Annotated in this window: 22 protein-coding genes and 1 rRNA gene; 4 read left to right on the plus strand and 19 right to left on the minus strand. The window is 71.0% G+C overall.

The features are described from left to right. Positions 1–40 precede the first annotated feature (40 nt). The 10 genes from ACILSK_RS08205 to ACILSK_RS08250 form a co-directional block, all read right to left on the minus strand. A complete protein-coding gene (locus ACILSK_RS08205; protein ID WP_395726652.1) occupies positions 41–832 on the minus strand; it encodes a phosphotransferase in 792 nt (263 codons plus the stop codon). 441 nt (positions 833–1,273) lie between these two features. Beyond that, the gene (locus tag ACILSK_RS08210) at positions 1,274–1,879 is read right to left on the minus strand and encodes an antibiotic biosynthesis monooxygenase (RefSeq protein WP_395726653.1); all 606 of its coding nucleotides are present in this window, start codon (positions 1,877–1,879) and stop codon (positions 1,274–1,276) included. 2 nt (positions 1,880–1,881) lie between these two features. After that, positions 1,882–3,588: a 2-oxoglutarate dehydrogenase, E2 component, dihydrolipoamide succinyltransferase gene (sucB, locus tag ACILSK_RS08215; protein ID WP_395726654.1), complete on the minus strand. Its 1,707-nt coding sequence runs from the start codon at positions 3,586–3,588 to the stop codon at positions 1,882–1,884. Positions 3,589–3,652: 64 nt separating this feature from the next. Beyond that, complete coding sequence (gene lpdA, locus ACILSK_RS08220; RefSeq protein ID WP_395726655.1) at positions 3,653–5,053, minus strand: dihydrolipoyl dehydrogenase; 1,401 nt, start codon at positions 5,051–5,053, stop codon at positions 3,653–3,655. 90 nt (positions 5,054–5,143) lie between these two features. Then, the gene (locus ACILSK_RS08225; protein ID WP_395726656.1) at positions 5,144–6,178 is read right to left on the minus strand and encodes an alpha-ketoacid dehydrogenase subunit beta; all 1,035 of its coding nucleotides are present in this window, start codon (positions 6,176–6,178) and stop codon (positions 5,144–5,146) included. After that, on the minus strand, positions 6,168–7,181 hold the full coding sequence (locus ACILSK_RS08230) for a thiamine pyrophosphate-dependent dehydrogenase E1 component subunit alpha (RefSeq protein ID WP_395726657.1): 1,014 nt from the start codon (positions 7,179–7,181) through the stop codon (positions 6,168–6,170). Before ACILSK_RS08230 ends, ACILSK_RS08225 begins: the two co-directional genes overlap by 11 nt. A 7-nt stretch (positions 7,182–7,188) precedes the next feature. Further along, entirely contained in the window at positions 7,189–8,058 is an 870-nt protein-coding gene (locus ACILSK_RS08235) for an alpha/beta fold hydrolase (protein ID WP_395726658.1), read from the minus strand. Between the two features lie 33 nt (positions 8,059–8,091). Further along, positions 8,092–8,577 carry a MaoC family dehydratase gene (locus tag ACILSK_RS08240; protein ID WP_395726659.1) on the minus strand — a complete coding sequence of 162 codons (486 nt, stop codon included), beginning with the start codon at positions 8,575–8,577 and terminating at the stop codon, positions 8,092–8,094. A gap of 142 nt (positions 8,578–8,719) precedes the next feature. Beyond that, positions 8,720–9,787 (minus strand): MBL fold metallo-hydrolase, encoded by a 1,068-nt coding sequence (locus ACILSK_RS08245; RefSeq protein WP_395726660.1) that lies wholly within the window; start codon positions 9,785–9,787, stop codon positions 8,720–8,722. Continuing rightward, positions 9,784–9,993 (minus strand): dodecin family protein, encoded by a 210-nt coding sequence (locus ACILSK_RS08250; RefSeq protein WP_395726661.1) that lies wholly within the window; start codon positions 9,991–9,993, stop codon positions 9,784–9,786. Before ACILSK_RS08250 ends, ACILSK_RS08245 begins: the two co-directional genes overlap by 4 nt. A 243-nt stretch (positions 9,994–10,236) precedes the next feature. On the opposite strand from ACILSK_RS08250, the gene ACILSK_RS08255 reads away from it, so the two are divergent. Beyond that, complete coding sequence (locus ACILSK_RS08255) at positions 10,237–10,698, plus strand: STAS domain-containing protein (protein ID WP_395726662.1); 462 nt, start codon at positions 10,237–10,239, stop codon at positions 10,696–10,698. Between the two features lie 97 nt (positions 10,699–10,795). On the opposite strand, the gene ACILSK_RS08260 is transcribed toward ACILSK_RS08255, so the two are convergent. The 6 genes from ACILSK_RS08260 to ACILSK_RS08285 all read right to left on the minus strand — a co-directional run bounded on the left by ACILSK_RS08260 (position 10,796) and on the right by ACILSK_RS08285 (position 17,540). Beyond that, positions 10,796–11,095: a hypothetical protein gene (locus ACILSK_RS08260; protein WP_395726663.1), complete on the minus strand. Its 300-nt coding sequence runs from the start codon at positions 11,093–11,095 to the stop codon at positions 10,796–10,798. Beyond that, the gene (locus ACILSK_RS08265) at positions 11,092–12,042 is read right to left on the minus strand and encodes a hypothetical protein (RefSeq protein ID WP_395726664.1); all 951 of its coding nucleotides are present in this window, start codon (positions 12,040–12,042) and stop codon (positions 11,092–11,094) included. The genes ACILSK_RS08260 and ACILSK_RS08265 overlap by 4 nt, the downstream gene beginning before the upstream one ends. 146 nt (positions 12,043–12,188) lie before the next feature. Further along, positions 12,189–13,634 (minus strand): hypothetical protein, encoded by a 1,446-nt coding sequence (locus tag ACILSK_RS08270; protein ID WP_395726665.1) that lies wholly within the window; start codon positions 13,632–13,634, stop codon positions 12,189–12,191. Between the two features lie 66 nt (positions 13,635–13,700). Next, on the minus strand, positions 13,701–14,024 hold the full coding sequence (locus ACILSK_RS08275; RefSeq protein WP_395726666.1) for a hypothetical protein: 324 nt from the start codon (positions 14,022–14,024) through the stop codon (positions 13,701–13,703). Between the two features lie 76 nt (positions 14,025–14,100). Further along, entirely contained in the window at positions 14,101–15,330 is a 1,230-nt protein-coding gene (locus tag ACILSK_RS08280; RefSeq protein ID WP_395726667.1) for a S8 family serine peptidase, read from the minus strand. A gap of 143 nt (positions 15,331–15,473) precedes the next feature. Next, a complete protein-coding gene (locus ACILSK_RS08285; RefSeq protein ID WP_395726685.1) occupies positions 15,474–17,540 on the minus strand; it encodes a PhoX family protein in 2,067 nt (688 codons plus the stop codon). Between the two features lie 374 nt (positions 17,541–17,914). Here ACILSK_RS08285 and ppk2 point away from each other — a divergent pair, with 374 nt between their 5' ends. Both ppk2 and ACILSK_RS08295 read left to right on the plus strand, forming a co-directional pair. Beyond that, positions 17,915–18,745 (plus strand): polyphosphate kinase 2, encoded by an 831-nt coding sequence (gene ppk2 / locus ACILSK_RS08290; RefSeq protein WP_395726668.1) that lies wholly within the window; start codon positions 17,915–17,917, stop codon positions 18,743–18,745. Beyond that, on the plus strand, positions 18,745–21,483 hold the full coding sequence (locus ACILSK_RS08295) for a cation-translocating P-type ATPase (protein WP_395726669.1): 2,739 nt from the start codon (positions 18,745–18,747) through the stop codon (positions 21,481–21,483). Before ppk2 ends, ACILSK_RS08295 begins: the two co-directional genes overlap by 1 nt. A 50-nt stretch (positions 21,484–21,533) precedes the next feature. Here ACILSK_RS08295 and ACILSK_RS08300 read toward each other — a convergent pair whose 3' ends face one another. Together ACILSK_RS08300 and ACILSK_RS08305 are read right to left on the minus strand one after the other, a co-directional pair. Next, a complete protein-coding gene (locus ACILSK_RS08300) occupies positions 21,534–22,130 on the minus strand; it encodes a response regulator (protein ID WP_395726670.1) in 597 nt (198 codons plus the stop codon). Continuing rightward, complete coding sequence (locus tag ACILSK_RS08305) at positions 22,127–23,275, minus strand: sensor histidine kinase (protein ID WP_395726686.1); 1,149 nt, start codon at positions 23,273–23,275, stop codon at positions 22,127–22,129. The genes ACILSK_RS08300 and ACILSK_RS08305 overlap by 4 nt, the downstream gene beginning before the upstream one ends. A gap of 165 nt (positions 23,276–23,440) precedes the next feature. Between ACILSK_RS08305 and ACILSK_RS08310 the strand changes: the two genes are divergently transcribed. Then, positions 23,441–23,935, plus strand: coding sequence for a DUF6326 family protein (locus ACILSK_RS08310; RefSeq protein ID WP_395726671.1), 495 nt, complete (start codon positions 23,441–23,443; stop codon positions 23,933–23,935). An 80-nt stretch (positions 23,936–24,015) separates the two neighbouring features. Here the strand turns inward: ACILSK_RS08310 and rrf are convergent. Then, a 5S ribosomal RNA gene (gene rrf / locus ACILSK_RS08315) occupies positions 24,016–24,132 on the minus strand. Between the last annotated feature and the right edge of the window lie 16 nt (positions 24,133–24,148).

Below are 24,148 nucleotides of genomic sequence, written 5' to 3' on the forward strand. Positions count from 1 at the left end.
ATGGTTCGCGCGGACGGCGGTGGGCGGGGGCGCGAATCGCTCACAGACCGTGGAGATCGTGCCGATCGCGCTCCAGTTCGCTCAGTGCCTCCGCGAGTCCATCGGTCGCACCGGCCGCCACGAGGTGCTGGAACAAGTTGTCACCAGCCGCGGCGAGCGCCCGGACATCCTGAATGTGCTGGTCGATACGAGAGGCAACGGCATCGAGCAGATCCGTGACCGTCCCGGAAAATCCATAGGCATCCAGCAGAATCCGCAGCCGCCGGGAACGCGCTCCGAAGTCGGTGAAACCCTCGGCGGCCACCACCCGGCGCGCGTGCAGCGGAACCCAGGAGAAGGCGAGAAACGCCAGATCCTCGATGCGACTGCACGGACCGGCGAAATCCCAGTCCACGAAACCGATCAGGCGCGCGGGCGGGCCCGGTTCCCAGACCGCGTTGTACGGCCCGGCATCGTTGTGTCCGACGACGTCGCCCGGCCGCCAGGTTCGCGAGTCGATCCGCCAGTGAGCATCGACCGGCGGGACGAAGTCGGTCAGCGCATCGTGGTACCGCCGCACCCAGTCGCCGACCTCCCGCAGTGCGTCGTCCGAATGGACCCACCCCGGCCAGGGCCGCTGGTCCCCCACCGTCGCCCCGGGCAGGAAGGACACCACCTCCCGGCCCTGCGCGTCGAACCCGAGCGGGACAGGTGCGCCCTGGAAGCCTCGTTGGGACAGATGCCGCAGCAGCGCGTGCACGGCCGGCGTCCACGGACCACCAGCCCGGCGGACGGTGCCGCCCACCACGACGGCGCCCTGGTCGTGACCACCCGGAAGCCGCCGCTCGGACATCCGTCACCCCGATCCTGACAGCCACGACGACCTTCTCGGGCCGATGGGCGGACGCCCGCGTGATCACCACGATAGGAGAGATCGATCCGGATCGTCCGCCGACCCGGTGCCGCGACGCGCGCCACGCGGCCTCGCCGACGACCCCGAGTCGGTCGGCGCGCCCGGCGCGCGGTGTGGGTGGCCGGCGAGTACGACCGCTGCGCGGATCAAGTGGCGCGAGATGTGACCGGTGGGACGGAAGTTGATCAGTTCAGCCGCGCCGGCGTAGTTGATCCGCGCGGGGTGGGGGTGGCGGCCGCGCGGGGTGGGGGCGGCGGCCGCGCGGGGTGGGGGCGGCGGCCGCGCGGGGTGGGGGCGGCGGCCGCGGGGTGGGGGCGGTGGCCGCGCGGGGTGGGGGCGGCGGCTGGCGGCGGTCGTGCGGGTGGGGCGGCGGGTGGGCGCTCAATCCGAACCGGGTGCGCCGGACGCGGGGGCGTAGAGCCAACGGGCCAGCAGCCGGGCGACGCGGGGCATCACCAGCCAGGTCGCGATGGCGGTGACCGGCACCGAGATCAGCACGATGTGCACCGGCAGCGGCCAGCCGTCCAGGGTCCAGCCGTACAGCAGGCTCAGAGTCAGGTTGAGCAGATAGAAGACGGTCGCGGAGACCAGGAACATCTTCCATTTCGGGGGCGCCGGGGCGGTCCGGCCGGGCAGCGAGAACCACGTCTCGAGCCCCGATACCCGTTGTACCGCCGTCGATTCGACCAGGTGCTCACCTTCGGCGAGCCACTCGGCCCGCTCCGGGGAGGATTCCCAGGCGGAAAGGTGCTCGGCCGAGTCGAACCGGAAGATCACGTGCCACGGGTCGCCGACCCTGCTGGGCCGGAGCATCCCGGCGCCCAGAAACCCAGGGAATCGGGTGGCCAGCGCGGTCAGTTCGTCGCTCCACCGGGCGAAGTCGTCCTCCCGGCCGGCGGCCACGCCGCGGGCGACGGTCACCGTCACCGGCTCCGGGCCCGGCGGGCCGGCCGGGTCCCGGCTCCGGGCGCCCGGCCGCACCGCCACGGTCAGCCGACCTCGGCTGCCCAGTCCCGCTGCTCCAGGGAGTCGCGGATGTGCATCAGGAACAGCGACGCGGTCGACCCGTCGAACGCCCGGTGGTCGTAGACCAGGCCGATGATGCCGGTCGGGTGGATGGCGATCGCGTCGCCCACCGCCACCGGCCGCCGCTTGACCCCGTCGGTGCACAGGATGGCCACGTTCGGCTGGTTGATGATCGGCGAGGAGGCGTAGCTGGCAAAGGGTCCCGGGTTGGTGATGGTGAAGGTGGATCCCTTCATGTCCTCCGCTCCGAGCTTCTTGCCCCGGGCCGCGCCGGCCAGTTCGGTGATCTTGCGGGCCACCCCGCGCATGTTCAGGGAGTCGGCGTCCTTGACGACCGGGACGACGAGGCCCTGCTGGTCCAGGTCGACCGCGATGCCCAGGTTGACGTACGGGTGCAGGGTCATCGTCTTGGCCTCGATGTCGATCGAGGAGTTGACCGTCGGGAACGCGCGCAACGCGTCGATGGTCGCCCGTGAGACGAACGGCAGGTACGAGAGCGAGGCGCCGGTCTCCTTCTTGAACCGGTCCTTGTGCTTGACCCGCACCTTCTCCACGTTGTCGAAGTCGACCTCGACCGAGGTCCAGACCGACGCCGACGCGGCCAGTGAGGCGACCATGCCGTTGGCCACCGCGATCCGCATCCGGGACAGCGTGACGACCTCGTCCCGCGGGTCGCTCACTCCGGCCGGCACCGACGGCCGCGGCGCGGTAGTGGCGGGCGTCGGCTCCGGGGAAGCAGGCGCCGGGGCCGGCGCGGCGGCCGCGCCGTTGGTCCGGGCCCCGCCACCGGCGATGGCCTTCTCCACGTCCTCGCGGCGGATCCGGCCACCCTCGCCGGTCCCGGCGAGGGCGCCGATGTCGAGGTTGTTCTCGGCGGCCAGCCGCCGCACCAGCGGCGAGAGCATGCGGCCCGGTTCGGCCTTCGCACCGATCACGATGGTGGTGGCCGTGGACGAGCTGGGCCCGGCCGAGGCCGCACCACTGGCTGTCGGGGCCGCGGCCGGAGCGGCGACGCTGGCCCCCGCCTCGCCGATCCGGGCCACCGGAGTGCCGATCGGCACGGTCTGCCCGGCCTGCACCAGGATCTCCAGCAGCACCCCGTCGTAGGGGCTGGGGATCTCGGAATCGACCTTGTCGGTGGACACCTCGAACAGCGCGTCGTCCATCTCGACGGTGTCGCCGACGTTCTTGAGCCAGGTGGTCAGCTCGCCCTCGGTGACCGTCTCGCCCAGCTTGGGCATGGTGATGTCGTGCACCTCGCCGGCCGGCGCGCTGACGCCGGGGGCCTCGTCGGACGGGCCCTCGGAGCCGCCCATCTGCGGGGCGGCGCCGTCGCCGAGCGCCGGCCCGCCGGCCGCGGCCACATGGTGGCCGGTGCCGGGCAGCCGGTCCGCAGAAGGCTCAGCGGACGCCCCCGCAGTGACTCCCCCAGCCACGATCCGGGCGAGCTGGGTGCCGACCGGCACCGTGGAACCGGCCGGCACCAGGATCTCGGCCAGCACCCCGTCGTAGGGGCTCGGAATCTCGGAATCCACCTTGTCGGTGGACACCTCGAACAGCGGGTCGTCGAAGGCGATGGGGTCACCGACGTTCTTGAGCCAGGTGGTCAGCTCGCCCTCGGTGACGGTCTCGCCCAGCTTGGGCATCGTGACGAACCATTCGTCGGACATCCGGACGTCTCCTGGTTTTCGAAAGTTGGTGTGCGGGTCAACAGCCGGGTCCCGGCCGGGGGCGTCAGCCGTGCAGCGATCGGCCGGAGAAGGTGATCATGGTCTCGCCGATCGCCTCGGACAGGCTCGGGTGCGCGTGGATCAGCCGGCCGACCTCGCTGGGCAGGGCCTCCCAGTTCACGGCCAGGTAGCCCTCGTGCATCAGCTCGCTGGCCCACGGGCCGACCAGGTGCATGCCCAGCACCGGGCCGTCCTTGGCGGCGACGATCTTGACCAGGCCGTCGGTCTCGCCCAGGATCATCGCCCGCCCGTTGCCGGCGAAGCTGTGCTTGTGCACGACGACGTCGTGCCCGGCCTCCCGGGCCTGCGCCTCGGTCAGCCCCGACCAGGCGACCTCCGGGTGGGTGTAGACGACCCACGGGATCTTGGCGTAGTCCACCGGAACCGGGTTCTCGCCGAGGAAGTGGTCGACCGCGAGCACCGCCTCCGCGTAGGCGACGTGCGCCAGACCGGGGGTGGGGACGCAGTCGCCGATGGCGTAGACGCCGGGCTTGCTGGTGAGCATGGTGGTCGGGTCGATCTCGAAGAAGCCGCGGTCGGTGACCTTCACCCCGGCCTCGGCGGCCCCCGTGCCCTCGGTCACCGGGCGCCGCCCGATCGACACGAGAACCTGATCGACCTCGAGCTTCTCGCTGCCCTTGGGGGTCTCGAAGGGCACCAGCACGCCGTTGGCGGTCAGTTCCAGGGTGCCGACCCGGGCCTGCGCGTTGATCTTGGTGCCTCGCTTGGCCAGCGACTTGGCCAGCACGTTGGCCACGTCCCGGTCCGGCCCGATCGGCAGGACGCCGTCGTTCATGGCCTCGAGCAGGGTCGTGTCCACCCCGAGATCGGTGTAGACGGAGGCGAACTCGGCACCGATGACGCCGCCGCCGATGACCACGGCCCGCTCCGGGAGCCGGTCCGCGGTGCTGTTGGTGGCGTGGTCGGAGGTGATGATCCGCTCGCCGTCGACGTCCATGCCGGGGATCGCCCGGGGCACCGAGCCGGTGCACAGGATGGTCGCCTTGCCCTTGAGGTTCTGGCCGTCGACCGAGACCGAACCGTCCGGCAGCAGCCGGCCCTCGCCGATCACGACCTGCACCTTGCGCCGCTTGAGCAGCCCGGACAGCCCTCCGTGCAGCTGCTTGACGATGCCGGCCTTGCGGGTGTTGGCCGCCGGCCAGTCCGGCTCGGCCGTGAAGCCATCGGGCAGCTTCACGCCGTGGGCCGCGGCGTGCTCGACGGTGCGGAACACCTCGGCGGCATGCAGCAGCGCCTTGGCCGGAATGCAGCCGCGGTGCAGGCAGGTGCCGCCGACCTTCTCCTTTTCCACCAGCGCGACCGACAGGCCGGCCGAGGCCGCGTACAGCGCCGCGGCGTACCCGCCGGGACCGCCGCCGAGCACCACGATGTCGAAGTCGGCCACGTCAGATGTCCTTCCGAGGGGGTGGCCGGACGGCGGACCCGGCTGGGTCCGCCGTCCGGACGAGAGATGAAACGGGACAACAGCTTCGGGTCAGGCCCGGGCCACCGCCCGGATCGCGTCGGCGATCTCGGCCGGCTGCGGGATGACCGCGTCCTCCAGCGGCGGGCTGGTCGGCGTCGGCGTGTTCTTCGCGCCGACCCGGGCCACCGGCTGGTCCAGGTACCAGAAGGCCTCCTCCTGGATGGTCGCGGCGATCTCCGCGCCGTAGCCCATCCGCTTGGCGGCCTCGTGCAGCACGACGGCGCGGGAGGTCTTCTTGACCGAGTTGACGATCGTCTCCACGTCCAGCGGGACGAGGGTGCGGATGTCGATGACCTCGACCGAGATGCCTTCCTTGTCGAGCTCGTCGGCGATCTCCAGGCCCTGATGCACCCCGGCCGAATAGGTGACCAGCGTGATGTCCCGGCCCGGCCGCACCACATTGGCCACACCCAGCGGGATCGGATCCATGGACAGCGGACCGGCCGCCTTCAGCCGCCGGTACAGGTACTTGTTCTCCAGGTACAGCACCGGGTTGTTGTCCCGGATCGAGGAGATCAGCAGCCCGGCCGCATCCTGCGGAGTTCCGGGCATGACGATCTTCAGACCCGGCACGTGCGCGAAGTAGCTCTCCACGCTCTGCGAGTGGGTGGGCCCGGCCCGCAACCGGCCACCGAACGGCGCCCGCATGGTCACCGGCATCGGATCGCCGGTGCGCCAGTGGTGCCGGGCCAGCACGTTGATGATCGGGTCGAACGCGCACGAGATGAAGTCGGCGAACTGGAACTCCACGATCGGGCGCAACCCGACCAGCGCGGCCCCGGCCGCCAGGCCGGTGAAACCGGTTTCCGCGATGGGGGTGTCGACCACCCGCCGCGGTCCGTACTTGTCCAGGAAACCCTTGGTCACCTTGAACGCGCCGCCGAACTGGCCGACGTCCTCGCCGATGATGAAGGTGTCCGGGTCGCGCTGCATCTCGTGATCGAGGGCAAGCGCGACTGCTTCCAGGTAGGTCGCCTGGCCGTTGTCCTTGGGCCCGGCGTCCGGGTTCAGGATCGCCGGCCGGTCTGCGACGTCAGTCGGCATAGACACCTTCCTCGATGTTGCTCGCGTCCGGCATGGGATCGGCGAGTGCCTTCTTGCGGGCGTCGATGGCGGCCTGGCGGGCTTGCTTGCGGGTGTCCTCGGCGGTTGCCTCGTCGATCACACCGGAAGCGACCAAACGCTTCTCGTACAGCTCGACCGGGTCCTTCTTGGACCATTCGTCGAACATCTCCTTGGGCACGTAATCGGCCGGATCATGCTCGGCGTGCCCGTGCATCCGCATGGTGACGCCCTCGACGATCGACGGGCCGTGCCCGGCCCGGGCCCGGGCGACACCCTCGGCCACCGCGTCGTGCACGGCGATCACGTCGGTGCCGTCCACGGTGACCCCGGGGATGCCGTAGGCCTTGGCCTTGTCCGAGAACTGGATCGACTTGGACTGCATGGAGATCGGCGTCGAGTACGCGAACTGGTTGTTCTCGATGATGAACACGTTCGGCAGGTCCAGCACGCTGGACATGCTCAACGCCTCGTGGAAATCGGCCCGCGACGTGGAGCCGTCACCGCAGAACGCCAGGCAGACCTTGTCCTGGCCGCGGTATTTCGCGGCGAACGCCATCCCGGTCGCCACCGGGAAGTTGGCCGGGATGTGGCTGGGCAGGTTGTAATGGCCCAGGTCCAGCCGGCCGTAGTGCAGGGTGCCGTCGCGGCCGCCGGTGGGCGAGGTGGCCTTGCCCATGAAGCTGGCCATCACCTGCCAGGGCTCCATGCCCCGGTACAGGTGGGCGCCCAGATCGCGGTGGATCGGGGCCATGTAGTCGTCGGCGCGCAGCGTGGACGCGGCGCCCACGCTGATCGCCTCATGCCAATGGCCGGTGTACAGGGACCCGAGCAGGTCGCCGCCCTTGTACATGGCGACCATCCGGTCCTCGACCGCCCGGGTGAGAACCATCGCGCGGTAGATGCGCAGCAGCAGCTCCCGGTCGCGGGACCCCAGATCGGGGCCGGCGGCTGCCGCCGGCGCCTCCTTCGTCTTGGTGGCCATGTCGCGCTTACTCGTCCTCGACGGTGATGACCGGCTTGGTCGGGGCCTCGAGGAAGAAGTCGCGGACCAGGCGGTTGAAGTCGGCGGTGCGCTCGATCATCGACCAGTGGCCGCAGTGCGAGAACACCGACAGGTCGGCGTTGTCGATCAGTTGCTCGAGCTTGAGCGAGGTCTCCAGCGGGATGACCTTGTCCTCGCGGCCGTGCACGATCAGGGTGCGGTTGGTCAGCTTGCGGATCTCGTCGTCGGGGGTGGTCATGGCCTCGACCCACCGCTGCCGGGGGGCCGGGAACATGGACGAGAACGACTCGTGGAAACCAGGTTCCATGCTCGCCTTGTAACGGACCTGAGCCAGCTCCTCGTTCACCAGGTCGCGCGAGTAGGCGAAGTAGTCCAGCACCTTGCGCATCGACTCGATGGTGCCCTCGTAGCCCCACACGGTGTCCAGCCCGTCGGTGATCTCGAACGGCACGCCCATCGAGCCCATCAGCACGATCTTGTCCACGAGCTCGGGGTGCTGGGTGGCGATCCGCAGCGCGATGGAACCGCCAAAGCTGTTGCCGATCAGGTGGCACTTGGTGATGCCCATGGCCTTGATGAAGCCGACGGTCTGATCGGCCCAGGTCTGCAGGCCGTACTCGACGTCCTCCGGACGTTCGGAATAGCCGAAGCCGACCATGTCGGGGGCGTAACAGGTGAAATCCTCGCCGAGCACGGGCAGCACCAGCCGCCAGTTGGCGTACGCGGTCACACCGGGGCCGGAACCGTGGACGAGCACGACGGTCTGCTCGCCGCTGCCGGACTGCAGGTAGTTGGTACGGATGCCGTTGGCATCGATGCTCTGCCCGATCGCCGGGTTGGCTTGGGTGGTGGTCATGGGTCCTTCTTCTCCTCGGCGGTGGGTATCGGATCAGTTGTAGTAGCGGAAGACCAGGTCGGCGACGCAGCAGGGCTTGGCCTGACCTTCGACCTCGTAGGTCAGCCGGTAGACGGCTTCGGCGCCCGGGCCGTTGGGCGTGGGCAACTCCTTGACCTCGGCCAGATTGACGTGCATCCGGATCCGGCTGTCCACCGCCAGCGGGGCCGGAAACCGGACCTTGTTCAGGCCGTAGTTGAGCACCACCTTGAAGCCCTCGACGGTGCAGATCTCCCAGAGGAACCCGGTGGCCAGGCCCAGCGTGAAGAACCCGTGCTGGATGGTCGATCCGAACGGCCCGTCCTTGGCCCGCTCCGGGTCGACGTGGATCCACTGCTCGTCGCCGGTGAGCGTGGCGAACGTGGTGATGCCGTCCTGCGTCACCGTCCACCAGCTGCTGGTTCCCAGGTCGGTGCCGAGCCGGTCGGTCAGCCCGTTCAGACCCTGGATGACCAGGGGGCCTGCGGTCTCTTCGCTCATCAATTCCGTCCTGAACTCGCGGGTTTCGCCCTCGGTGACCGGCAGGGTCCCTCCCTGCCGGATGAGTCAAACATCGGGCCGCGCACACCCGGGGGCGGCGACCTCGGTTTCCTACTCAGTGGGAGCAGTCGTCGGGTCCGGATCAGGTCCCCAGCAACCGGGCGACGTCCAGCGGTTCGTCACTGGTGCTGAACCACTCGTAGACCCCGTCCGGCCGGATCCGCCGCTCGATCAGCCGGGCGTACCGCAGGCAGGCGATGTGCGCCAGGGTCTCGTTGATCGCCAGCTGCCGTTGGTGGCCGAGCATGGAGCCGACGACCAGCCGGTCGGTGAGTTCCCCGACCGTGGTCGGCTTCTCCTGGATGGCCCGCCGAATCCGCTCCATCCGCCGCATCTTGTTGCGGATGATGGCGTCGATCCGGCCGACCGCATCACCGAACGGCCGCCCGTGCCCCGGGTACACCAGTTCCGGCCCGAGATTGCGCACGAGTTGGAGTGACCGCAGGTAGCTGAGCATCGGGTCGGCGTCGAAGCCGCGTTCGAACGTGACCGGCGGGGTGATGCCGGGGAGCAGGTGATCGCCCGACATCAGCACCCGCCGCCGCGGCGACCACAGGCAGACATGGCCCAACGAATGGCCGGGGGTGTGGATGACGGTCCAGTCGTCGCCGCCGATCCGCAGGGACTCGTCACCGCGCAGCCGGGTCGACGCCTCCACCACCGAATGCAGGAACGGCATCCACCGGGCCAGATGCTCGCCGCCCTCCCCCTCGTCGTCCTCGGCGATCCCGTGGTCGGCGTAGGTGTCCCGGCGCTGGGACATCGACGTCTCCGGGTGCCGGTACTTCTGGCAGTCCAGGTCGGTCATGGCGTGCATGGACAGGTCGGCGCCGGTCAGCTCCATCACCCGCCCGGCGAGCCCGTAATGGTCGATGTGCGCATGGGTGATGACCAGCCGGGACACGTCGGCCAGGTCGTACCCGGCGCTGCGCAGGCCGGCCTGCACGATCGACACCCCGCCATCGGGCGCGTCCGGCTTCCAGACACCGCAGTCGATGACGGTGACCTTGTCACCGTCGTCGACGATGTACATGTTGACGCTCTCGATGGAGTTGAAGCCGATCGGCAGCGCCACCCGGGCCAGTCCGGGCACCCCGTCGGCGTCGGACGCCGCGCGGTATTCATGATTCGCTCGCTGACGCTCACTCATCCGTGCATGCGCTCCAGCACCGTGAACCAGACCCTGATCTCGACCTGGTACATCGTGCGGGGGCCCTCCAGGACACCGGAGATGTCCTTCACCTCGAATCTCGTGATTCCCTCCAGGGTTTCGCGGGCACGGTCCAGCGCCTCGGACACCGCGTCCTGGATCGTCTCACCACTGCCGGACAGGTCGATCGCCTTCTGCACGCTCACCCGTTGATCGTGGAACCGCGGGCGCACGGCCGCCACTCCAACCGCGGACCCGCCCACTCCGCTCCGGTCCCACCCAGCGGCAAGTCCGACCCGGACCGGTCCGGTGGGCCGGCGGTCCACCTACAGTCGGCTCGGCGGGTGCTCACCCGCCACCGATCCTCGACGCCGTCGGTCACGAAATGTTCGACCGAGTTCGCACGAATGGCCATCACGGTGGCCGCTCCGACCTCCGTAGGCGGTGCCATGGCCCAACCCTTACGACCCGACGCGGACGGCGCCGACCGGACGAGCCGCGCGCGGGGCCTGCTGATCCGGGTCGTCGGACACTCGGGCGCTCGCACGGTCGTCCGGATCGCCGGTCGACTGGACGCGGGCGCCGCACCCATCCTGGCGCACGAGCTGGCGGCGGCGACCCCGGCCCCGCGCCGCGGACCGCCCCGGCTGGCGATCGACCTGTCCGGCGTGACCTACATCGACGGCGCCGGCCTGCAGGTGCTGCTCGACCTGCAGGACCGTCTCGCCGGGCTGTCCGGTGAGCTCGAACTGCTGGCCCCGACCCCGGCCGTGGTCGGGTTGCTGCACGAGGCGCACATCCACGGGACCGCCGGACTGCCCGGGACGGATTGCCCGGGATCGGTTCCGGCCTCGGACGGCTCGCCCTTCGGCGGCCGGCCGGGGCTGCCCGGGCCGCGACCCGGCACCTGAGCCGGGCCGTCACCGGTACCGGGCTGCCCTCGCGAGGGACCGCTGTCCGATGCCCGGGGCCCGGGCGGCCTGCTCCGCGGGCCGATCGCCCCGCCGGTCAGCCGGCCAGCGTGTCCAGGCCGCGTTGCGCCCAGCGGCCGGCCCGGTCCGGCGCCTTGCGCCCACCCTCGGCCAGGGCGGCTCCGGCCAGCAGCAGGAACCGTTCGGCCCCGGCCCGGGCCGGCGCGGCCAGGTCGGGTGCGTCCAGCCGGTCCTCCAGCTCCGCGATCCGGGCCCGGGCCGCCTCCACGGTCAAGGACGAGGAGCGGGGACCACGGTTGCGGGTCAGCACCGGCCACAGTCCGACCAGCACGATCGCGACTGCGACGACGATCCAGACCACCAGCTCGGCCGTCATCGGGGCACCTTTCTCGTCGGATCGGGTCTCGTCGGATCGGGTCTCATCGGATCGGGTCTGACCGGTCCCCGGGGCGGACCCAGCAGCCGGCGCGCCTGGGCCAGCAGACCGGCCCATCCCCCGGTCGCGGTGCGGGCCCGGGTCAGCAGGTCCACGTAGCCGGCGGCCCGGTCGGCGCCGTCCGCCGGGCGCGCCGGCGCGGTGACCGGGTCCTCCGGGGTGGCGGCGACGACGGCCAGGGCGAGTTCGGCCAGCGCGTCGTCGAGCTCGTCCCGCAGCCGCTCCTGATCCCGGCGCCGGGCGCGCCGGGCCCGCAGGTAGAGCGCGAGCCGGCGCAGGCCGATCAGCAGCAGCAGGACGCCGACCAGGGCCGCGGCGACCACCGCGAGCGTGCCCGCCACCTGCAGCCACGGGGTCCGCAGCGACCGCTCGGCCGGGGCGAGCCGGCCGCCGTTCACCATCGAGTCGTGCACCAGGGCCGCCGCCTGCGCCTTGGCCACCGGGTCCGACACGTACCGCAGCGCCGCGTTGATCCGGATCTCGTAGGCCAGGCCGTGCAGGTCGTCCGGGCCGTCGTCGGTCACCGGCACCCGGTCGCCGGTGCAGGCGTAGCGTCCGTCGTCACCCCGGACGATGATCAGCTCGACGTCGGGCAGCCGGGGCGAAACCGCGCGGCAGACGGCGGACTCGTCGGGTCCGTCCGCGGGCTCGGGGGCGAGGTACACGAGCGCGATCGGGCGGGTACCGATGGCGCCCCGGATACCGGCGAGCTGGTCGCTCGTCAGGCCGGCGCCGGCGTCGGCCACGACGTCGGAATCCAGGGTGTGGACGATCGGGGCGAGCGACGAGAACGGCAGCGTCAACCGCGGCCAGGCCACGACGGTCCAGCCGATCAGTACGAGCAGCAGGGCCGCCAGGAGGACCCGGCGCCCGGCCAGGGCGGCCACCGGGACAGGGCGGGCCGGACCGGTCGCGGCCCGTCCGCCGCCCGCCTGGCCGGTCGCGGCCCGTCCGCCGCCCGCCTGGCCGGACGCGGGTCGTCCGTCAGGGGCCCGGCCGGACGCGGCCCGGCTCGGACGGCGGGGTGCGCGGTTCATGCCGGACCCGCGGCGCCGGCTCGCGCCCGGGTGCCGGGCACGTTCGGCACGCCGATCCGGTCGGCGACGTCGGTCAGCGCGTCGCCCGCATCGCGGACGGCGGCGGTCGCGCCGGCGCCGTCCCGGGCGTCGACCAGCCGCCGCGCGGAGCGGTAGGCCCGGGTGGCCTCGGCCAGCCGGTCCCGGGCGGCCCCGGTGCGGGCAAGGCCGTCCAGGGCCAGGATGCCCTCGGCCAGCGCGGGCAGGTCGGCGGCCGCGGCGGCGAGCCCGGCGACGTCCCGGTGCCGGGCGTCGGAGGCTCGGCGGACCGTGCGGGAGCGGCGCCGCACGGCGAACACGACGACCACGACCAGTGCGAGCAACGGCAGGATCAGCAGTAGCCAGCTCACCGGGTTGCGCTGGGTGGGGGTCGGCTGGTCCTGCACCGCACCCGACGTCAGCTCGGCGTACTGGTCGGCCAGCACCCCCAGCAGCTCGGCCGGGCCGATCTGCCGGCCCTCCAGGAAGTCCTCGTACCGGCTCAGCGTCATGTCCCGGGCCACCGTCCAGGCCGTCCGGTCCGGGCCGGCCACGTCCAGCCAGCGGCCCTGCAGCAGCACCACCGCCTCGTCCGGAAAGGCCGGGGCCAGATCGGCGGCGGTGACCGCAGCGGAGTCGCCGGCCGTCAACGGCGGCGCGATCACCAGCCGCAGGCCCGTTCCGGTTCGGTTCGACCAGCTCGCCGCGAGCCGTTCGGGGTCGGCGACGGCGAACGAATCGGCCGCCGGTTCCGTGATCACCACCCGGGTCTGGCGCAGCCGGGCGATGAGATCGGCGACCACCGCGGGATCGCTCCGGTCGACGACCGACCGGTCCTTGTTCGGGCCGGTCTCACCGCCCTGCAGGTAGGGCGTGACGAACTCGAGCTCATCGGTGACGTCGAACGTGGACAGCAGGAACCGGACGTCGGCCAGCCCGCTCTGGCCGACCGACTGGACCCCGACTCCGGTGATCCGGACGACGGTGCCGTCCCACTGGTCCTCGACGGATTGGGCGACGTCGGCCAGCGCGGACCGGTAGGCCCGGTTGTCGGCCGCATCGAGTGGGCCCGGCGGCGCGACGAGGATCTTGACGGTGCCGCCACCGGTCAGCGCGCCGACGCGGTCCTGGTCGAAGCGGGCGATGGAGCCGGGCAGCACGACGACCGGCCGGGCCAGCAGCTCGGCGGTGACCGCGTCGGGATCGAACGGCAGCCGATCACCGCGATCGGCCGCGTCCGGCACCGGAGCGTCGGTCGAGCCGACGGACGGTGCGGAGGTCGAGCCGGTGGACGGCACAGAGGACAAACCCGTGGACAAGCCGGAGGACACCGCCGGGACGGCCGGTGCGGCCACGGGCGAGCCCGACACCAGCAGGCCGGCGACCGCGAGCAGCAGGAACAACACCCCGGCCCGCACCGACATCCCCCCTCGCCTGTCCGGGGCGAGAGTACCCGAACGGCGCAACGCCTCGGGTCGGGCGGGTGACGCTCAGGAGGCGACCGCGGACCCCCGGTTGGCGACCGCGCCCACGATCTCGGGCTGGTCGACCAGCGTGCGGATGAACTGGGCCGGCGCCGAGACGTAAGCCGTCGCCATGCGACCGAGCACGTGATAGTCCCCGGGGCGCTGGCCGGTCGCGGCGCTGGTGCGATCAAGGGCGTCCTTGACCAGGGCTTCGATCTTGTCCGGCTGGGGCGGCCGGCCCGGCGCCCGGCGGACGCTGACGACCGCCTGCACCGGTTGCCCGGACGAGGTGGCTCGCTGCAGCTGGCGGGTGAGTTCGGGGTCGATCTTGGCCGCCGGTGTCGCCATGCGTCCCACCTCCGCCGAACGGTTCTCGGCTCCAGACTACCGAGGGTGGTCGGCGTTGCCCAGCGTTCGGCCGGGATCACAGGAGATCGAGGGCGCGCAGGCCGTTCACCGCCCCTCGGTTGGCTCGTTCGGCGGGCATCTCCCCCAGGTCAGCGGACTCCAGGATCGCCCGCTCGACGGCGTCGACGCCCGCGTCGGGATGCGCCTGCATCAGCAGCGCCGCCAGTCCGGCGATGTGCGGGGTCGCCATCGACGTGCCGGACAGGGCCTGCCAGCCACCGCCGGGACCGGCCGACACCACGTCCACCCCCGGGGCGACCACGTCCGGGGTGAGCGGGTGGTGGCGCCGTTGGAAGCGTTGACTTGAGGAGAAGCCGGCAATGACGCCGTCCCGGTCGTGCGCACCGACCGACAGGGCCGTCGGATAGTTCCCCGGCGATCGGGACGTTCCCGGCCCCTCGTTGCCGATCGCCACGACGGGCAGCACACCGTTGTCGCGCAGGATCGCGACCACGTCGAGGAACGAATTGACCAGTCCGCGGATGCCCAGACTCATGGACAGCACCCGGGCACCCACTCCGATGGCCCAGTCCATGCCGCCGAGGATGCGGGCCGTGATGTCGCCGCCCTCGATCACCAGGGCGGAGCAGAGCTCCGCGCCGGGGGCGACCCCGACCCGCACGCCGTCGACCTCTCGCCCGGCGATCGTGGCCGCGGTGTGGGTGCCGTGCCCGTCATGGTCGCCGTCGCGGGCCGTGGCCCCGGCAACCCGGCGCCCGGTGTGGTCGAACTCCGCGAACTCCACGACCGCTCCATCCAGGCAGGGGTGGGTCGGGTCGACCCCGGTGTCCAGGTGGGCGACCCGCACACCGGCACCGGTCCAGCCCTGCGCCCACAACTCCGGGGCGCGCAGGTGGGCGACCCCCCACCCGGTGCCCCGGGGTTCACTGGGCACCGCCGCCGCGACCGGACGGATCAGGCTCAGCTGGGCGGCGGGCTTGACCGCGCGGACCGACGGGCTGGCCCGCAGTGCCGTCAGACCGGCCGGCTCCACCGTGCCGTAGACGACACCCAGGTGCGGGAAGACCCGGGCGGCCGGCAGTTCGTCGGGTCCGTCCGGTGCGTCGGCGGCAAGCGCGGCGCCGCCCAACGCCGACCCCGCCTCGGGCGTGAAGTGCGCGAGCACCGATCCCGGCGCGACGGCGATCGTGTCCGCGGCCGGCCGAGCCCGGGCCTGCGGCGTCAGGAATGCGATCACCGGGGCGAACCCGAGCTGGGCCATCGTCTGGCTGATGCTGGCGGTCACTGACCCTCCCCGGTCCCCGGTCGGGACGCCGGTCCGGCACCCCGACTGCAGTGTGCCGGACCGGTCCGACAGCCCCCGGTCGCGCCGCGGGAGAGCCCGCGAACCACGCCGGCGACTCCGAAGCCGGATTGCTCAGGGCACCCCTAACGGCCGTCACGCCAGACCTGCACCACCGACGGGCGCGGACCGCGCCACTGCCCGGGCCCGGCAATCGCCCCCTGCGCGACGTAGTCGGGGAAGAAGGAGTGCTGGTCGGCGAAGGTGCCGTCCTCGCCCGGGTGTTGCACGGCGACCAGCACCGTGCCCTCCGCGTCGCGGATCACCGGGCCGCAGGTCTCGGCCTCCCGCGGCACGGCCAGGAACTGGCGCAGCTCGCCGCGCTGCGGTCCGGTCAGTGGCAGGTGGAACAGCCCGTCGTTGGTGCCGAGGGTGGACGGGCTGCCGTCGGTGGCGATCCACAGGTCGCCGCGGGAGTCGAAGGCGATGTTGTCCGGGCAGGAGATCGGCACCACCCGGTCGGTCGGAAAGCCGGCGAAGTAAGTCCGGTCGGCGGCCGGATCCCCGCAGACCAGGACCAGCGACCAGGTGAAGGCCAGCGAGCGCACGTCGGAGTTGTCCTCGGTGATCTCCACGATGTGACCGTGCTTGTTGGCGGTACGCGGATTGGGTTCGGTCGGCCCCTCCTTGCCGGCCTTGCCCCGGTCGGTGTTGTTGGTGCAGACCACGTAGACCTTGCCGGTGAGCGGGCTGGGCTGGACGTCCTCCGGCCGGTCCATCTTGGTCGCGCCGAGCTGGTCGGCGGCCAGCCGGCAGTAGACCAGCGCCTGCTCGGCGTTGAAACCGGGAACCTGGCTGACCCCGTCGATCACGATCGGCAGCCACTGCCCGGTCCCGTCGAACGCGCCGTCGGCGGGCAGCCGGCCCGACCCGTCGATCTGATCGGCCGGCGAGTCGCCGGTGAACCGGGCCACGTACAGGCTGCCCGCAGACAGCAGGGTCTTGTTCTGCGCCCGCGCCGCCTGCCCGTTGCCCGGACGCATCCGCTGCTTCGAGACGAACTTGTAGACGTAGTCGAAGCGCTCGTCGTCGCCCATGTACGCGGCGACGTGGCCGGAGCGGCCGACGAACACGTTGGCGCCCTCGTGCTTGAACCGGCCGAGGGCGGTGTGCTTGACCGGCGGCTCGTCCGGGCTGAACGGGTCGAGTTCGACGATCCAGCCGAACCGGTTCGGTTCGGTCTCATAGCCCGCGGCCCGGGCGTCGAACCGGGGGTCGACGGTCTCCCAGCCGACGCCGGTCGCCTTGTCCTGCAGGCCGTACCGCTTGTCCGGCGGGAAGGCACCGGAGGTGCGGAAGTACCCCTGGAAGTTCTCCTCGCCGGAGAGCACGGTGCCCCACGGGGTGGTGCCCCCGGAGCAGTTGGCGAACGTGCCCAGCACCGTGGTCCCGCCCGGGTCGTCCTTGGTGCGCAGGACGGGCGCCCCGGCAATCGGCCCGTCGAACCGGATCGGGGTGTCCGCGGTGATCCGCCGGTTGTACCGGCTGCCGACCACCACCTGCCACGGCCGGCCCACCCGGTCCCGCCGGACGTGCACGACGGCCATGCCCTGCGCGGCCTTGGTGACCTGCACCTGGGTGCGCCGCTCGTCGTCGGAACCGGCCGGCGGGAACATGATCGGTGCGTTGGTGTACTCGTGGTTGGCCACCAGCAGCGCCTCCCGGTCGCCGCGGCCGGGGATCGGGATGATGTCCAGGTAGTCGTTGTTGTAGCCGAATTGACGCGACTGCCGCTCGGGCGTCTGCCGGCGCGCGTCGAAGGTATCGGCCGGGTCGAAGAGCGGGTCGCCCCAGCGCACGACGGTCGCCCAGCGGTACCCGGCGGGAACCGTGAGCGCATCCACCTCGGCCGGCACCGCGTCGATGCCGGTGAACCGGAGCCGGCCTGGTCCCCACCCGTCCCCGCCGGCGCCGGCCGTGGTCGTTCCCGGTCCGGGCGCGGCGGCCGCGGCCGGGGCGCCGAGCATGCCGCCGACCATGATCAGGGCGCCGGCGCCGACTCCGCGCAGCATGGCGCGGCGGCTGAACACCGCCGACGCGACGTCCCGGAAGCTCGGGCCCTCGGTGGGGTTGGGCGCAGGTCGGGCACACGCGTCGTCGCATTTCAGATGGCAGGTGACCGGGCTGCGCCGGCCGTGGGTCAGGCCGAGCATCGGCAGGTCGGCGCGGTGGTCGGGCGTCGCAGGGCGGCGTTCGTCCGGCACGGGGGCTCCTCGATCGAGTGACGGGGCGGGATCGGCCATGGCGCGAGCAGCGATTGCGCCGATGACCGCTCACGCTAAGAAACGAGGCGGACCCGGACCACGAATGACGATGGTCGATCGGGTGAACGTCGGCCGACGCACGATCGAATTCCCGCAGCTGGGCGTCCCTGCGTTCATGATCACGTCACCACGTGTTTCATCCGGCTGGGAGGAGTCGCCGACGAACGCCGGGGACCATGCTGGACCGGGGTGCGGAATGTCGAGAAACCGACCACGATCGAACGCGGGCACCGTCGGTCCGGACGGCGTCGGCAGGAGGAGACATGGGCAAGAAGTCCGGTAGGAGCAAGGACGCCCAGGCGTCCGCCGTCGAACCCGGTTCCAAGATGAAAACCAAGCCGTACGAGAAGGAAATGAAGCGGCTGCACGGCGAACTCGTGGCCATGCAGGAATGGGTCCGCAAGTCCGGCGCCAAGATCATCATCGTGTTCGAGGGCCGGGACACGGCCGGGAAGGGCGGCACGATCAAGCGGATCACCGAGCGGGTGAGCCCGCGCGTTTTCCGGATCATCGCCCTGCCGGCCCCGAGTGACCGCGAGAAGTCGCAGATGTTCCTGCAGCGGTACGTCCCGCATTTCCCGGCGGCCGGCGAGGTCGTCATCTTCGACCGCAGTTGGTACAACCGCGCGGGTGTGGAACGGGTGATGGGCTTTACCCCGCAGGAACAGGTGGATCGATTCCTGGAGCAGACGCCGGCGTTCGAAAAGGCGATGGTCGAATCCGGCATCACGCTGATCAAATACTGGCTGGAGGTCTCGCCCGACGAACAGACGGCTCGGCTCAAGGGAAGGATCAACGATCCGCGCAAGATCTGGAAGCTGTCGGACATGGACCTGAAGTCCTACAGCAAGTGGTTCGATTACTCGCGCGCCCGGGACGACATGTTCCGCGAGACCGACACGTCCTGGGCACCCTGGTTCGTCGCCAACACCGACGACAAGAAGCGCGGCCGGCTGAACATCATCAGCCATCTACTCAGCCAGGTGCCGTACGAGCCGATGACGATGCCGGACACCAAGCTGCCCAAGCGAGACGCGGACAAGGACTACGTCGAGCCGCACCTGCCCCTGCGCTACGTCCCGGAGAAGTTCTGATGACCGCCACCGTCCCGATCGGCACCGCACCGGCGACCAGTACCCGGTGGTACGCCCTCACCCCCGGGCAGACCGCCACGCAACTCGGCGTGGACGCCACCGCCGGGCTGCCCGCGGCGACCGCGGCCCAGCGACTGGCCCAGAACGGACCGAACGCGCTGCCGGCCGAACAGCCGCCACCCGGCTGGCGCCGGTTCCTCGCCCAGTACGCCGCCTACATGCAGATCATCCTGGTGATCGCCGGCGTGCTGTCGCTGGCCATCGGCCAGTGGAGCACCGGCGCGGTGCTGCTGTTGCTGACTGCCTTCAACGCGGCAGTCGGCATGCGCCAGGAAGGCAAGGCCGAGAGCGCGATGAACGCGCTCAAGTCGATGACCAAGCGGGAGGCCCGAGTCCGGCGGGACGGGGTGGAGGCGACCATCCCGGCCGAACAGGTGGTGGTCGGTGACCTGGTCCTGCTGGCCGCCGGCGACGACGTCGCCGCGGACGGCCGGATCATCGCCGCGTCCTCGCTCGACATCGACGAGTCGGCGCTGACCGGCGAGAGTTCTCCTGCGTCCAAGCTGCCGGACACGCTCGAGGACAAGGACATGGGTCCGGGTGATCAACGGAATATGGCGTTCATGAACACGCCGGTCACCCACGGCAGCGGCGTCATGCTGGTGACCGCGGTCGGGGCGGATGCGCAGATCGGGCGGATCGCCGGGATGCTCGCGGCGACCAAGAAGCAGCAGACCCCGCTGACCAAGCAGCTCAACATCCTCACGCTGTGGATCGGCGCGGCCGCGCTGTTCACCATGATCGTGATGTTCGTGTTGGGCCTGCAGCGCGGGCAGTCCGCGACCAGCCTGTTCATCGCAGCGATCGCGCTGGCCATCGCGGCCATCCCGACGGCGCTGCCGACCGTCCTGCAGGTGATCCTGTCGGCCGGCGCCAAGACCCTGGCCGCGGAGAACGCCATCGTCAAGGAACTGGGCTCGGTGGAGACCCTCGGGTCGACCTCGGCGATCAACTCCGACAAGACCGGCACCCTGACGATGAACCAGATGACGGTGGTCGAGGTGCTCGACGCGGAGAACCGGTACACCGTGTCCGGGATCGGCTACGGGTTGGAGGGCACGATTCACCACGCCGTCGGCAGCGAGTCCTCCATCGAGCAGGCGATACTGCCGTTGCTGCTGGCCAGCGACTCCAAGCTGGTGAACGGGAAGGTGGTCGGCGATCCGACCGAGGGTGCGATGCTGGTGCTCGGCGCGAAGGCCGGGCTCGACATCGAGGGCACCCGGGAACAGTTCCCCCGGTTGGCGACCCTGCCGTTCGACCCGACCTACAAGCTGATGGCGACCTTCAACCAGGCCAAGAATGCGTCCGGTCAGGACGTCATCCGCTGTTTCGTCAAGGGTGCCGCGCCCGCGGTGATGGGCCGGACGGCCAGCGGCTGGGTGCAGGGCAAGGACGTCGAGCTCACCGACGATCTCAAGCAGCGGGCCCAAGGGGCCATGGACCGGATGGCCGGTGAGGGCCTGCGGGTGATGGCCGGCGCGTTCCGCGACCTGGATCCGGCCACCTTCGACCCCGCCGGCGACCTGCTCGGGTACGTCACCGGACTGAAGGTCACCTGCATCATCGGCATGGTGGACCCGCCGCGGGACGAGTCGCGCAAGGCCGTCACCGACGCGCACGCGGCGCACATCCGGGTCCGGATGATCACGGGCGACGACGTCAACACCGGCGCCGCGATCGCCAAGAAGCTGGGCATCGAGGGTGATGCGATCCTGGGTACCGACTTCGCCGCCATGTCGGAGGAGGAACGGTTGGCCCGGGTCGACTCGATCGGCGTGGTCGGCCGGGTCGCCCCGGAGCACAAAGTGCTGCTGGTCGAAACCCTCCGCAAGAAGGGCGACGTCGTCGCGATGACCGGCGACGGCGTCAACGACGCGCCGGCCATCAAGGCGGCCGATATCGGCATCGCGATGGGGTCGGGCACCCAGGTCTCCAAGAACGCCAGCCGGATGATCCTGTCCGACGACAACTTCGCGACGATCATCAAGGCGGTCGAGCGTGGCCGGATGGTGTTCGACAACCTGAACAAGTTCGTCCGGTTCGTGATCATCGAACTGGTCGCCTACGTGATCACCTTCCTGGGCGCGAGCATCCTGAACATCGCGGCCGGGCAGCCGTTCACCCCGTCGCAGATCCTGTACATCAACTTCTTCGTCAACGCCCCGCTCGGTGTCGCCCTGGGCATGGACAAGGAAGCCTCCGGGCTGATGAAGCGGTGGCCCCGGCCGCGGACGGCATCGATCATGACGCCGGGGCTGCTCATCACCTCAGGATTGGTGGGCCTGTACATGGCGGTGACGACCCTGGCGCTGATCCAGTACGGCACCACGGACCGGGGAGGCTTCCCCGTCGGCTCGTCCATGGGCGTGACGGCGTTCTCGCTGATGATCGTCATCGCCGCCTATCAGGCGCGCAGCGTCACCACCAGCGCCCTGCGGATGGAGACGTTCGACAACCCGAAACTGAACTGGACCGTGCTCGCCGAGGTCGTGCTGGCGGTGCTCATCACGCAGCTGGAGCTGATGCGGCGGATCTTCGACACGGTCGCGATCGGGATGCCGGAATGGGCCCTGTCGCTGGCGCCGGCGGTCCTGCTGTTCTTCGTGTGGGAGATCGGCAAGCTGGTCGCCCGGCAGCGGTCGCCGCACCCGGCGGGGCGGCACCACGACGGCTGACGGCGATCCCGGCCGCCGCCCGCGGTGATCCGGGCGGCATCCGGGGGCCGTCACCCGGCCCGCACGCGTCCGGTGTCGTAGGCCCACATCGCGATCTCGACGCGGTTGCGGGCGCCGAGCTTGGTCAACAACGACGCGACGTGGGTCTTGACCGTGCTCAGGCCGACGAAGAGCTCGGCGGCGATCTCGGCGTTGGTCCGGCCTCGGGCCACCAGCACGAGGACCTGCTCCTCCCGCTCGGTGAGCGGGTCCACGAGCCGGATCGACGACGCCGGCGCCTGGTCCGCGAAGCGGATGGCCTGCACGAGCAGCTCCGGCCCGGCGTCCTTGAGCAGGAAGCCCCGGGCGCCGGCGCGCAGGGCCCCGAGGACGTACTCGTCGAGATCGAAAGTGGTGATCACGACGACGGCCATCGGGTCCGCCAGGTGCGGACCGGCCAGGCGCCTGGTCACCTCGACGCCGTCGAGGCCCGGCATCCGGATGTCGACGAGGAGGACATCGGGACGCAGCCTGGTCGCCAGATCGAGCGCCACGAGCCCGTCCGCCGCCTCCCCCACAACATCGACGTCGGGGTGCGCACCCAGGATCATCACCAGCCCGGTCCGGACCAGGTCCTGATCGTCGGCGACGACCACCCGGATGGTCACTTCGCCGTCCAGGCCGACGCGTCCACCGGCAGCTCGGCCTCGACCACCCAACCGCCGTCGGGACCCGGCCCCGCGCAGAGGGATCCGCCGAGGAGCTGGGCGCGCTCGGCCATGCCGAGCAGGCCGAACCCGGGCTCCGGGACCGGCCCGGGTCCGAACTGCCCATCGTCGGCGACCCGCAACCGGACGGCATCGCCCTCCCGGCGGACGTCGATCATCACGCGGGTCGCGCCCCGGGCGTGGCGTACCGCGTTGGTCAGCGATTCCTGAGCCAGCCGGTACAGCGCGGCGTCGACGGGTGCGGGCAGCCGGCCCGTCGCGCCGTGCACCCGGACGTCGACGCCGGGTGCCGGAACGGCGCGCGCGAGGGCCGGCAGGTCTGCGACGCCCGGCTGCGGTGCGTAAGCGACGGCGCCGTCGTCCCGCAGCACCCGCACCATGGACCTCATCTCGGCCAGCGTTCGCGACGCCTCGGACTCGATCGCGGCCAGGACCTCGATTGCCTTCTCCGGCTGGACGCCGGCCACCACACCACCGGCCTGCGCCTGCACGGCGATGGCCGAGACGTGGTGGGCCACGATGTCGTGCAGCTCGCGGGCCAGCGCCACCCGCTCCTCGTTGCGGATCTCCCGCTGCTGACGGTGCCAGAGGTCGGCGCGGTACCGGAACACCGCCGCAAGGGCGACGAACAACAGCAGAAGGACGCTCCCGCCGACGACGTCGGCCGAGCCGGCCGCGGAGACGAGCAGCCCGACCGCGACGACGGTCGTGACGAACGCCGTCCCCAGGACCATCTCCCGGCCCGAACCCCACCGAACCAGCGAGTACAGCAGGATGAGTACGGCCGACATGCAGGAGAGGCCGACGTCGTCGGCGTGCGCGGCCACCTGGAGAGCCAGGAGCACCGCGACGGCGCCCCATCCGACCAGAACGGCGCGCAGCGGGTGAGCCCGCCGCCAGAGCAGGGCCGGGACCAGCGCGAGGGCGAGCACCGCCACCAAGGGCTGACCGGCCAAACCCGGCCGCGCGATGACCTCGGCCACGGCGGCCGCGGCGAACACGCCCACCAGCACCCAGTCCAGACCACCGACCGGTGGGGCGGCCGCCGGCCGCGGCTCACGCCAGACGGAACGCCCTCCCCACATCACGGGTCCAGCCTAGGGACCGGCCCGCCCCGGCGTACCCACCGAAAGAACGAGAACCGGACCGTTCCATCGGCCGAGCCAACTCCGACCGGCCGACCGATGTGCCCGACGCGATGGTCGGCGAGCGTGGAGTCGTCCCATTCCCACCACGACACAGGAGCCCCGATGGCCCAACAACTACCCGTCCCCCCGCTGGACGACCGCCGGATTCCGGCGAAGATCACGCTCGTCGCAGCATGGACGAGCTTCATGTTCCTCTACGCCTACGTCGACATCCTCGGCTTCTACACACCCGGCATCGTCCAGGACATTCTCGACGGCAAGGTCTACGAGTTCGACCTCTCCCAGACCTTCTCCGTCTCGGCGCTGACCCTGGTGGCCGTCCCGATCTTCATGATCGTGCTGTCCGCGACGCTGCCCGCCCGGGCGAACCGCATCACGAACCTCGTCGTGGCCGGGCTCTACGTCCCGGCGACGGTCTTCAACGTGGCGGGCGGAAATTGGCTGTTCTTCTATGGCCTGGGAGTCGTGCTGGAGCTGATCCTGCTCGCCGTCATCGTGCGGTCCGCCTGGACCTGGCCCCGCACCAAACCGTCTGCGACCGGCGTGACGCTGACGACCGGACCGGACCGCGCGCCTGAGGCAACAGCACATTTGTGACCCAAGGAACCGGATCAAACCGGAGCCCGAAAATGCAAAAAGCGGGGACCCAGTGATGGGTCCCCGCTTTCGCAAGGTATGTCCGGCGGTGTCCTACTCTCCCACACCCCGGCGGGTGCAGTACCATCGGCGCTGAAAGGCTTAGCTTCCGGGTTCGGAATGGGACCGGGCGTTTCCCTCACGCTATAACCGCCGAAACGATCACACCTACGG

This window comes from Nakamurella sp., from assembly GCF_044224575.1.
In the GTDB taxonomy this organism is placed as follows: Bacteria; Actinomycetota; Actinomycetes; order Mycobacteriales; family Nakamurellaceae; genus Nakamurella.